Origin of the sequence: Streptomyces sp. NBC_01485 (assembly GCF_036227125.1) — a bacterium.
Lineage (GTDB): Bacteria > Actinomycetota > Actinomycetes > Streptomycetales > Streptomycetaceae > Streptomyces.
In genome coordinates this window covers 7,571,984-7,582,874 of sequence record NZ_CP109435.1, presented here as the reverse complement: position 1 = coordinate 7,582,874, position 10,891 = coordinate 7,571,984, and the positions used below count along the sequence as shown (strand labels likewise).

Sequence of the window (10,891 nt, the reverse complement as noted above, 5' to 3'; positions counted from 1 at the left end):
GGAGACGTGACGAACGGTCGGATGAGCAGTCGGGCGGAACCGGTCACCCGGGCCGGGCGACCCCCGGTTCCGGGGGTACAGGAAGTACCGGGCGGCTCACGCCGCCTGTTCGCCCGCCTGCAGGTGCCACAGCGAGGCGTAGAGGCCGTCGCGGGCGAGGAGTTCGGTGTGGGTGCCCTGTTCGGCGACGAGGCCGCCCTTGTCGAGGACGTGGATCCGGTCGGCGTTGCGGATCGTCGAGAGGCGGTGGGCGATGATGATCAGGGTGCGGTTCTCGGCGAAGGTGCGCAGGGTGCGCTGGATGGCGGCCTCGGTCTCGTTGTCGACGGCGGAGGTGGCCTCGTCGAGGACGACGACGGGCGGGTCCTTGAGGATGGCGCGGGCGAGGGCGAGTCGTTGTCGCTGGCCGCCCGACAAGGCCGCGCCGCGCTCCCCGATCATCGTGTCGTAGCCGCTCGGCAGGGCCTCGATGAAGGGGTGGGCCTCGGCCATGCGGGCGGCGTCGACGAGGAGTTCGTCGGTGGCGTCGAAGCTGCCGTAACGGATGTTGTCGGCGATGGTGCCGTCGAAGAGGAAGGGGTCCTGGGCGACGAATCCGACGGCGCCGCGCAGTCCTTGGCGGGACAGGTCGCGCACGTCCCGGCCGTCGAGCAGGACCCGGCCGGAGTCGGTGTCCTGGAACCGCATGAGCAGTTTGGCGATGGTGGTCTTCCCGGAGCCCGTGGGGCCGACGATGCCGGTGACCCGGCCCGGCGCGATGCGCAGGGAGAGATCCTTGAGGACGGGCGGGCGGCCCGGGTAGGCGAAGGTGACCCGGTCCAGGGTGACCGCGCCCTTGACGTCCTCGGCGTCCACGCGGTGTTCGGGGCCGACGGGTTCGGTGGGCAGGGCGTGCAGGTGCAGGACGCGTTCGTGGGCGGCGAGGGTGCGCTGGTACTGGTCGACGATGGAGCCGAGCCGGGTGAGCCGCAGCAGGACCTGCTGGGGCAGGCCGATGAGGGGGCTGAACACCTCGAACGGCAGGGTTCCGTTGAGGACGGAGCGGCCGCCGAGCAGGAGGGTGCCGGTCATGGAGGCGGTGGTGACGGCGCGGATCGTCTCGGCGTGGCGGACGGTGGAGCGGTCGGTGCGGTGGGTGCTGTCGCGGCAGACTTCGCTGAGGTCGCCGACGCGTCGGGCCTCGTACTCCTCGGTGCAGAAGCTCTTGACGGTGGCGCCGGCTTCCAGGCTGTTGACCAACTGGCTGTGCAGTTGGGCCTTGTGCTCGCTGGAGACGGCGTAGTCGGCGGCGACCCGGTCGTGGTAGTGGAAGGACAGCCAGGCCACGATCGGCATCGGCAGGAAGGCGATCCAGGCGATCTCGGGGGCCAGCAGGAGGAAGGCCGGCACCAACACCAGGAAACTGGCGGCGAGTTGGACGACGTCGCTGGCCGCCGACGCGAAGAAGGAGCCGAGTTGGGAGACCTCGTCGGTGAGGACGCCGGCGATACGGGTGGTGCGCTCGCCCTCCAGATGGCGCAGTTCGAGTTTCTGCACCTGGGCGTAGGTGGCGTTGCGCCAGTCGTGCTCGACGGCCTGGCCGAGCGCCCGCCACTCCACGCTCGCCGCGTAGGAGAGGCCGGCGACGGCGGCGCAGGCCACGGCGGCGGCGCCCGCGAGGAACCACAACTGGGCCGAGGCGCTGGTCAGTCCGAGGGCGAGAAGGGGTGCGGCCTCGCCCTTGATGAGGACGAGCGCGATCCAGCCGAGGAAGAGGCCGAGCGCCACCTCGGTCAACTGGCATGCGGCGGAGAGCCCGGAGGCGAGACAGAGCCGGGGTCTGTGCGGGCCGACGATGTCGAGCAGGGCGCGCAGGGAGGACGTCGGCCGGGGTGGTGACGCCTCGTCGGCGGTGGAGCCGGGGGCAGGACCGGGGGCGGTGGCGTGCGTGCCGTCGGCCGCCGCGCGCACGGCGCGGCGTACGACGACGACGGTGGCGGTGACGACGGCTCCGAGCACCGCGAGCGGTTTGCGCAGGAGCTTGCCTGGGCCGAGGGCGAGCGCGGCCACCGTCGCACCGCCGGCGAGCACCAGGGCGGGGGCTGGGGTGCGAGTGGAGGCAGGGGCCGGGGCGGTGCCAGGGTCGCGTCGGCTCGGCGGCGAGGCGGACCGCCGTTCCCCGGCCCGGAAAACGGCCGCCAGGGAATCACGGATGATTCTTTCGACCTCGACGGTTTCCAGACACGGATCGTGGAGGACGAGAACGCTTCCCGTGACCTCGCTGACCCTTGCCGTTCTCACGCCGGGAGATTTTCCGAGAACGGTTTCCAGGACTTCCGCGAAGTGCTTTCTGCCCTCCATTTCGGGAATCTTCCAGCGTTGCCGTCCGGGAATCGCCGAGCACACTCTCAGTGAGTACGTTTCCGTGTTCTCCCGGGCAGGCCCCTGTGCGGCCGCAGCCCCCACCAGCAATGTCATGTTCAGCAGATCCCCGAGCTTTTTTCTCTTTGAGGCGTGGGCGTTCAGTGCGCCTTGCCGGTGGCGACGGCGGGCGTGCGCCCCTTGCCGGGCCCCTTGGGCTGGGCATCGGCAACGGGTGTTTCCTGAGCCGCCACCCGCTCCTGCGATTGCGGCTGCGACTGCGGCTGGGCCTGCGACTGCGGTTCCAACTGGCCGCCGCCCGCCATCTGGGCCGCGACGACTTCGGCGGTGACCTCGGCGGCGAGATCCTGCAGACCTTCGCCGGCCTCCTGCGCCGCGCGTTTCACTTCGAGCACCAGGCCCACCGACGTTTTCACCAGTCCGCGCATCAGCGGTTTGACGACCCGCTTGGCGAGCGACGCGGCGAGGAGACCGATCAGAAACGGGGGAACTACGGGCGGCATGAGTCGTACCCCTTCTTTTCGGGGACCGAAACTGATTGCCCCCGGCATTTGCGAACCTGCATCAGCTTATCGGAGCCCCGAGGGCAGAATCCAAGCCGAGACGTGTCCCGTCACTCGGAAGAGTAATGCGGCCCGAGGAAACCGACCGGTTCAGGCCAGGCCCCAGGCTTGAACCAGCAGGTCGAGGCCCGGCGGTAAAGGCCGGATCAGGGGCCGAGCCGACCACCTTTCCCCAGCAATTTCACGGAGCGTACGGAAGAAAGGTGGCCAGTAAATACAGATGCGATCCGACGGTCCGCGCCACCCACGGCAGGTCGATGACACAGAGGTCGCCGCACTTCACGCCCGGGTCACGACCTGCCGAAACCATTGACGACGGCATGCGAGCCCTTTATCTTCTGGCCGAAGTTGCGAACCATGTTCGAAATCACGAACAGGCAATTTTTTGGACAAGGGACGGTCCTGTATGGCTCTCACGAACCGCCGCAGATCTCTGCTCGTCTGCGTGTTGTCACTCCTCCTCGCCCTCGTGGCGGCGACCCAGCCGGTGGCCGCGGCCGACGGTCGCCCGTACACCAACCCGCTGAAGTCGGCCAAGGGCGCCGACCCCTGGCTGGAGTACAACGACGGGAACTACTACCTCGTCACCACGACGTTCACGGGCGTTCTCGGCATACGCAAGTCGCCGACCCTGGCGGGTCTCGCCACCGCGCCCACCGTGCAGGTGTGGTCGGACACCACCTCGACCCGCAACACCAACATCTGGGCGCCGGAGATCCACCAGTTCAACGGCCACTGGTACATGTACTACTCGGCCGGGCAGGGCGGGGTCTCCTGCTGCGACTCCCAGCGCACCCATGTCCTGGAGAGCGCCGGCACGGATCCGCTGGGCCCCTACACCTACAAGGGCTCCCTCACCGGCTCCAACCTCGCCCCGGGCGGCTGGCTGATCGACGCGACCGTGCTGCAGAACAACGGCAACCTGTATCTGGTCGGAAGCGGATTCGTGAACGGCAGCACGCAGAGCCTGGTCATCGCGCCGATGAGCAACCCGTACACCCTTTCCAGCAACACTTTCACGGTGATCTCCAGCCCCACGCTTAGCTGGGAGACATCGGGCCAACCCGTCAACGAGGGGCCCGAGCCGCTGTACCACGACGGCCGCACGTTCCTCACCTACTCCGCGAGTTTCTGCGGGACGCCCGACTACAAGCTGGGCCAACTGGAGCTGACGGGCAGCGACCCGCTGAACCCGGCGTCCTGGACGAAGAAGCAGACACCCGTCTTCCAGCGCAGTGACGCGAACAGCGTCTACGGTCCGGGCCACAACGGTTTCTTCACCTCGCCCGACGGCACCGAGAACTGGATCGTCTACCACGCCAACTCCGCCGCGAACGGCGGCTGCGGCAACGGGCGGACCACCCGCGCCCAGAAGTTCACCTGGAACGCCGACGGCACCCCGAACTTCGGCACCCCGGTCGCGCTCGGCACGACGCTCCCCGGCCCGTCCGGCGAGACGGCGGCGACCCCGACGTCGTACACCCTCGTCAACCGCAACAGCGGCAAGTGCCTGGACGTCGAAAACGGTTCCACCGCCAACGGCACGAACATCTTCCAGTGGGCGTGCACCGGCGCGGCCAACCAGAAGTGGCGGATCGAGGACCAGGCCGACGACACCAGCCGGCTGGTGAACGTGGCCACCGGTGGGGTGATGGACACCGCCGACTGCTCCAGCGCCGACGGCGCCGATCTGCGCCAGTGGTCGTGGCTCAACAACAAGTGCCAGCGTTTCCGGCTCGTCTTCACCGCGAGCGGCGACTACGTCCGGCTCGTGGGCGAGGGCAGCGGCAAGGTCGCCGACGTCGCGAACTGCGGCACCGCGAACGGCGCCGACGTACGGCAGTGGACCTGGCTGAACAACAACTGCCAGCAGTGGCGCCTCGTGCCGACCACCTGAGCCACCCCCTCTCCCCCCAACTCCCCCTCCCCCCACTCCACTTCCCCGCCCATCAGGAGAACTCTCTTGAGTCGCAACGCCGTTCGGCTGCTCCTGGCCGTCCTCGTCGCCCTCGCGGCCAGCCTGACCGGACTGGGCGCCCCCGCCCAGGCCGCCGTGCCAGACTCCCCCGCCGTGACGTACACCAACCCGATCGCCGAGAAGCGCGCCGACCCGCACATCTTCAAGCACACGGACGGCTTCTACTACTTCACCGCCACCGTCCCCGAGTACGACCGCATCGTGCTGCGCCGGGCGACGACCATCCAGGGCCTGTCGACGGCCCAGGAGGTCACCATCTGGACCAAGCACAGCAGCGGGGTCATGGGCGCCCACATCTGGGCACCGGAGATCCACTTCATCGACGGCAAGTGGTACGTGTACTTCGCGGCCGGGTCCACGTCCGACATATGGGCGATCCGGATGTACGTCCTCGAAGGCACCGGCGCCAACCCGCTCACCGCGACCTGGACCGAGAAGGGCCAGATCACGACGACCTGGCAGAGCTTCTCGCTCGACTCCACGACCTTCGTCGTCAACGGTGTCCGCTATCTCGCCTGGGCTCAGCGCAACCCGTCCGAGAACAACAACACCAGCCTGTTCATCGCGAAGATGGCCAACCCCTGGACGATTCAGGGCACTCCGGCGGAGATCTCACAGCCGACGCTCTCCTGGGAAACGGTCGGCTTCAAGGTCAACGAGGGGCCCGCGCTGATCCAGCACGGCGGCAAGGTCTTCATGACCTACTCGGCGAGCGCGACCGACGCCAACTACTGCCTCGGCATGCTGACCGCCTCCGCGACGGCCGACCTGACCGACCCGGCGTCCTGGACCAAGGGTTCGCAGCCCGTCTTCACCACGAACGCCTCGACCTCGCAGTACGGGCCGGGCCACAACTCGTTCACGGTCTCCGAGGACGGAAAGTCCGACGTCCTCGTCTACCACGACCGCAGCTACAAGGACATCACCGGCGATCCGCTGAACGACCCCAACCGCCGCACCCGTGTGCAGAAGGTGTACTGGAAGGCCGACGGCACGCCCGACTTCGGCATCCCGGTGGCCGACGGCGTCACCCCGCAGCGTTTCTCCTCGTACAACTACGCGGACCGTTTCATCCGGCACTGGGAGTTCCGGGGCCGTATCGAGGCGAACGTCAGCCCGCTCGCGGACTCGCAGTTCCGGGTGGTGCCCGGGCTGGCCGGAAGCGGCACGGTCTCGCTGGAGTCGGCGAACTTCCCCGGGTACTACCTGCGGCACAAGAACTTCGAGGCGTGGGTGGAGAAGAACGACGGCACCTCGGCGTTCGCGTCCGACGCGAGCTTCTACCAGCGCGCCGGACTCGCCGACTCGGCGGGAGTCTCGTACGAGTCGTACAACTTCGCCGGCCGCTACCTCCGCCACTACGACTACCTGCTGTACGTGCAGACGCCGAGCACGGCGGCGGACAAGGGGGACGCGACGTTCTACGCCCAGTGAGGGCGCGAGAGGGCATGACCGCGGGCACGACGCGAGCATGACGCCGAGACTATACATAGGGTGTATACACTCTATGTATAGTCTCGTTATGCCTTCTCTGACCAGGAAGATGAAGAACACGGGGGCCGGGTTGCGTGCCGTCGCCATCGCCGCGGCGGCCGCATGCCTGGCGGTCACGCTGACCGGTTGCGGCGGCGCCGACACCACACAGCCGAGCGCCGCCCGCGCGGACCCTGCGACCACGCCCACGACTCAGGCCACCCAGGCCGCCCGCTTCGGCGCCGTCGACTGCCGGCAGGCGAAGTGCATCGCGCTCACCTTCGACGCGGGGCCGAGCGAGAACTCCGCCCGCCTGCTGGACATCCTGAAGGAGAAACAGGTCCCGGCGACCTTCTTCCTGCTGGGTGAGCGGCACATCGAGAAGTACCCGGAGCTGGTCAGACGCATGGCCGCCGAGGGGCACGAGGTGGCCAGCCACACCTGGGACCACAAGATCCTCACGCGGATCACGCCGGAGGAGATACGCGAGGAGCTCCGCCGCCCCAACGACGAGATAGAGCGCCTCACCGGCCGTCGGCCGACCCTGATGCGCCCGCCGCAGGGCCGTACGAACGAGACCGTGCACGAGATCTCCCGCGAGCTCGGCCTCGCCGAGGTGCTGTGGACGGTGACCGCCAAGGACTACACGACGACCGACTCCGCGCTGATCGAGCGCCGGGTCCTCGCGCAGGCCGACCGGGACGGCATCATCCTGCTGCACGACATATACGACGGGACCGTACCGGCCGTGCCCGGGATCATCGACGCGCTGAAGGAGCGCGGATTCGTTTTTGTGACGGTTCCTCAGTTACTGGCGCCCGGGAAGGCCCTGCCGGGGCGGGTCTACCGCTGACCCGGGCTCGGTGGGAAGACGGGGAGACCGGGCCGAACCTGTGAGCCGGAGGGTGCTCCTCCACCAGGCAGCCCCGACTCCCTACGATCACTGCGTGGTCATCTTCCAGCTCGAACGCACGGCACCGCTCTCCCTGGACGACGCGTGGCGTCGGCTGACGGAGTGGTCCCGGCACGGCGATGCGGTGCCGCTCACCCGTGTCGCCGTGCTCACTCCGCCACCGACCGGCGAAGGCACGGTCATCGTCGCGCGTTCGGGTTTCGGCCCGTTCGCCTTCGACGACCGGATGGAGGTGACCGTCTGGCAGCCGCCGGCCCTCGACGAGCCGGGCCGGTGCCGGCTGGAGAAGCGCGGCCGGGTCGTCCTGGGCTGGGCCGAGATCGAGGTACGGCCGGGGCCGGGCGGGCGGGCCCGCGTGATCTGGCGCGAGGAACTGCGGCTGCGTTTCCTGCCGTCGCTCCTCGATCCGCTCCTCAAGGCCACGGCCCGCACGGTGTTCGGACGGACCGTCAACCAACTGCTGCGCAGACCTTGACTGTTCGGGTGACCCTGCTTGTTCCGGGACCGTAGCCGCATGCCAGGGTGAGCGCATGACGGGAGTGAACGAGGTCGAGGAACTTTCGGTGGACGCCCTGCGCTGGATGCGGGGCACGGCGCGGGACACCGGGGGCGGTGGGCTCGGCTGGCCCGTCCGGCCCTCGGACGACGACGTCGACCCGATGCTCTACAACGGCACGGCCGGGATCGTCCCCGTGCTCCTGGAGGCCTGGCGGCACTTCGGGGACGACGCGTACGCCGACACCGCGCTGCGCGCCGCCCGCAGTCTCGCGGACGCCGTCGACGAACACTCCGACGACTCCCTGTACTTCGGCCTCACCGGCATCGCCCTCGTGCTGCGCGCCGTCCACCGCGAACTCGGCGACAGCGCGGCCGACGCCGCCGCGGACCGGGCCCTGGCACGGGTGCGGTCCCGTTTCGACGGAACGCGCTGGGGCGACCTGTTCGAGCTGATGGGCGGCAACGCGGGCATCGGACTGGGGGTGTTGCTGTGCGGCGACGCCGAGTCGGCGATCGGCGCACTGGAGCCGTACGTGCGGACGGCCGAGCCGACCGCGGCGGGCGTGACCTGGGAGTGGCGCAGCGACCGCGAGTCCCGGCTGCACCACATCTCGCACGGCTCGCTCGGCATCGCGTACGCGCTCGCCGCCGTCGGAGCGGACACTGGCCGGGCGGATCTCGTCGAGCTCGCGCGGGCCGGGGTCGCGGAGGTCGTGTCCCGTGACGAGGCCGGCCCGGAGGGCTTCCTCGTCCCGCACTCCGACCCGCCGCACCGCCCCGACATCGTCCAGCGTCACAGCTACGGCTGGTGTCACGGCCCGGCCGGCGACGCCCAGGTCTTCCGGCTGCTGCGGGACGTCCTCGGCGAGCCGTCCTGGGCGGAGCTCGCCGACCGCTGCTGGCACACCGTGACCCGCTCCGGTCTGCCGCAGCGGCTGCGGCCCGGTTTCTGGGACAACAACGGCCGCTGCTGCGGAACGGCGGGCGTGCTGGCACTGGCCTGCGACCGGATCGCCGAGCGCGGCGACTCCCCCGACTCCGCCGACTCCCGCGACTTCGCCCGGATCCTCGTCGCGGATCTCGCCTCGCACGCGACCCGGGACGCCGAAGGTGCGCGCTGGTCCAACGTCGCGCACCGGCCCGCTCCGGGCGACCTCGAACCGGAGACCGGGTGGGCGATGGGCAACGCGGGCATCGTGCGTGAACTGCTGCGCTACCTGCGGCTGAGCAAGGGCGGTGACCGGCGTTACGCGTTCACCTGGCCCGATCAGCCGGCCGTGCGCTTGGCGGCTACTCAGGCCACCGAGCCGATCCGGCCGGCGGGCATCGACGTCGCGTCGTGATGGATCGGCGTGTGGGCCCCGGTGAGGGGGATGCCGCTGCCGCCTCGCCGGTTGGCGACGATCTCCGCGGCGATCGACAGTGCCGTCTCCTCGGGTGTGCGGGCGCCCAGGTCGAGGCCGATGGGTGAGCGCAGTCGGGCCAACTCCAGCTCGGTGACGCCGACTTCGCGCAGTCGGGCGTTGCGGTCGAGGTGAGTGCGGCGGGAGCCCATCGCGCCGACGTAGGCGACCGGGAGGCGCAGCGCCAGCCGGAGCAGGGGGACGTCGAACTTGGCGTCGTGGGTGAGGACGCACAGGACGGTCCGCGCGTCCACCTCGGTGCGCTCCAGGTAGCGGTGCGGCCAGTCGACGATGACCTCGTCGGCTTCCGGGAAGCGGGCCCTGGTCGCGAAGACGGGGCGCGCGTCGCACACCGTGACGTGGTAGTCGAGGAACTTGCCGACCCGTACCAGCGCCGACGCGAAGTCGATCGCGCCGAACACGATCATCCGGGGCGCGGGGACGGACGACTCGACGAGGACCGTGAGCGGGGCCCCGCAGCGGGAGCCCTGTTCGCCGATCTCCAGGGTGCCGGTGCGACCGGCGTCGAGGAAGGCGGTGGCCTCGGCGGCGACCGTGCGGTCCAGCCCGGGATGGGCGCCGAAGCCACCCTCATGGCCGCCGTCGCAGGAACCGTCGTGGTGACTTCTGTCGGTGTGGACGAGGAGCGCGCGGCCGACGAGGTCCGCCGGGCCGGTCACGATCCGCGCGAGCGCGGCGGCCCGGCCGTCGGCGGCGGCCTCGACGGCAGCCGCGATCACCGGGCGGACGGGGTCGCCGACCCGTACCGGGGTGATGAGGATGTCGATGATCCCGCCGCAGGTGAGTCCGACGGCGAAGGCGTCGTCGTCGCTGTAGCCGAAGCGTTCGAGGACCGACTCCCCGTCTTCCAGGGCCTGTTGGCACAGTGTGTAGACCGCGCTCTCCACACAGCCGCCGGAGACCGAGCCGATCGCCGTGCCGTCGGCGTCCACCGCGAGGGCGGCGCCCGGCCGGCGGGGCGCGCTGCCGCCGACGGCCACCACGGTGGCGACGGCGAAGTCACGGCCCTGCTCCACCCACCGGTTCAGCTCCTCGGCGATGTCCAGCATCTCTCGGTCTCCTAACGGGTTTGTGGGGAAGGCTTTTTCAAGACCTGGTGCACGACCTGCTACGAGTCCTGCTAGCGCACGCCCAGCCAGCTCTCTATCGGGTTGAGGGCGAAGTACACGAGGAAGATGACCGTCAGGCCCCACATGAAGGCGCCGGTCTCCCGCGCCCTGCCCTGGGCGGCCTTGATGGCGACGTACGAGATGACGCCCGCGGAGACACCGGCGGTGATGCTGTAGGTGAACGGCATCACGACGACGGTCAGGAAGACCGGGATCGCGGCGGCGAAGGCGGTCGCGGTGATCAGCGCCTGCTGGCCGAGGGTATTCCCGGCCGCGTCCTTGCCGGACAGGATCAGCGGGTTGAGCAGAAGGATGTACGCCATCGCCATGAAGGTGGTGACGCCGCCGCGCACTTCGCGCGCGAGCGTGGATCCCCGTCCGGAAATGTGGAAGTACCGGTCGAGCCAGGACCGTCCGGCCGGGACGCGGGTGCCTTCACCCGCGTCGCCGGCGACGGCCCTGGGCTCCACGGACTGCTGGGTCATGGTGCCGTCTCCCAAGGTTCAATGGGGTTTGGGAAGGTGCACGACCCGGGGGACGGCCCGAGACGAACATGAGTCGACGCACGTGAG

The 10,891-nt window shown here is 69.7% G+C and carries 8 protein-coding genes and 1 pseudogene; 5 read left to right on the top strand and 4 right to left on the bottom strand.

Annotation, left to right across the window (positions count from 1 at the left end):
- Nucleotides 1–96: 96 nt before the first annotated feature.
- Together OG352_RS33580 and OG352_RS33575 are read right to left on the bottom strand one after the other, a co-directional pair.
- Nucleotides 97–2,280: an ABC transporter ATP-binding protein gene (locus OG352_RS33580; protein WP_329222127.1), complete on the bottom strand. Its 2,184-nt coding sequence runs from the start codon at nucleotides 2,278–2,280 to the stop codon at nucleotides 97–99.
- Nucleotides 2,281–2,501: 221 nt separating this feature from the next.
- On the bottom strand, nucleotides 2,502–2,864 hold the full coding sequence (locus OG352_RS33575) for a DUF5132 domain-containing protein (RefSeq protein ID WP_329222125.1): 363 nt from the start codon (nucleotides 2,862–2,864) through the stop codon (nucleotides 2,502–2,504).
- Nucleotides 2,865–3,330: 466 nt separating this feature from the next.
- Between OG352_RS33575 and OG352_RS33570 the strand changes: the two genes are divergently transcribed.
- The 5 genes from OG352_RS33570 to OG352_RS33550 all read left to right on the top strand — a co-directional run bounded on the left by OG352_RS33570 (nucleotide 3,331) and on the right by OG352_RS33550 (nucleotide 9,129).
- Nucleotides 3,331–4,821 carry a family 43 glycosylhydrolase gene (locus tag OG352_RS33570; RefSeq protein ID WP_329222124.1) on the top strand — a complete coding sequence of 497 codons (1,491 nt, stop codon included), beginning with the start codon at nucleotides 3,331–3,333 and terminating at the stop codon, nucleotides 4,819–4,821.
- Nucleotides 4,822–4,887: 66 nt separating this feature from the next.
- On the top strand, nucleotides 4,888–6,336 hold the full coding sequence (locus tag OG352_RS33565; protein WP_329222123.1) for a family 43 glycosylhydrolase: 1,449 nt from the start codon (nucleotides 4,888–4,890) through the stop codon (nucleotides 6,334–6,336).
- A 109-nt stretch (nucleotides 6,337–6,445) separates the two neighbouring features.
- Complete coding sequence (locus OG352_RS33560; RefSeq protein ID WP_443072516.1) at nucleotides 6,446–7,228, top strand: polysaccharide deacetylase family protein; 783 nt, start codon at nucleotides 6,446–6,448, stop codon at nucleotides 7,226–7,228.
- Nucleotides 7,229–7,322: 94 nt separating this feature from the next.
- The gene (locus OG352_RS33555; protein ID WP_329222121.1) at nucleotides 7,323–7,763 is read left to right on the top strand and encodes an SRPBCC family protein; all 441 of its coding nucleotides are present in this window, start codon (nucleotides 7,323–7,325) and stop codon (nucleotides 7,761–7,763) included.
- 55 nt (nucleotides 7,764–7,818) lie between these two features.
- Complete coding sequence (locus OG352_RS33550) at nucleotides 7,819–9,129, top strand: lanthionine synthetase LanC family protein (RefSeq protein WP_329222119.1); 1,311 nt, start codon at nucleotides 7,819–7,821, stop codon at nucleotides 9,127–9,129.
- Here OG352_RS33550 and OG352_RS33545 read toward each other — a convergent pair.
- The gene (locus OG352_RS33545; protein ID WP_329222117.1) at nucleotides 9,081–10,259 is read right to left on the bottom strand and encodes an XdhC family protein; all 1,179 of its coding nucleotides are present in this window, start codon (nucleotides 10,257–10,259) and stop codon (nucleotides 9,081–9,083) included. The two genes, OG352_RS33550 and OG352_RS33545, sit on opposite strands and share 49 nt — an antisense overlap.
- Nucleotides 10,260–10,456: 197 nt before the next feature.
- Nucleotides 10,457–10,804: pseudogene (locus tag OG352_RS33540) on the bottom strand (NCS2 family permease); the annotation flags it as partial.
- Nucleotides 10,805–10,891: the final 87 nt, after the last annotated feature.

Bases quoted from the DNA above. Each gene is read 5' to 3' on its own strand.
- OG352_RS33575 (WP_329222125.1), bottom strand. From the start codon at position 2,864: ATGCCGCCCGTAGTTCCCCCGTTTCTGATCGGTCTCCTCGCCGCGTCG.
- OG352_RS33570 (WP_329222124.1), top strand. From the start codon at position 3,331: ATGGCTCTCACGAACCGCCGCAGATCTCTGCTCGTCTGCGTGTTGTCA.
- OG352_RS33560 (WP_443072516.1), top strand. From the start codon at position 6,446: ATGAAGAACACGGGGGCCGGGTTGCGTGCCGTCGCCATCGCCGCGGCG.
- OG352_RS33550 (WP_329222119.1), top strand. From the start codon at position 7,819: ATGACGGGAGTGAACGAGGTCGAGGAACTTTCGGTGGACGCCCTGCGC.
- OG352_RS33545 (WP_329222117.1), bottom strand. From the start codon at position 10,259: ATGCTGGACATCGCCGAGGAGCTGAACCGGTGGGTGGAGCAGGGCCGT.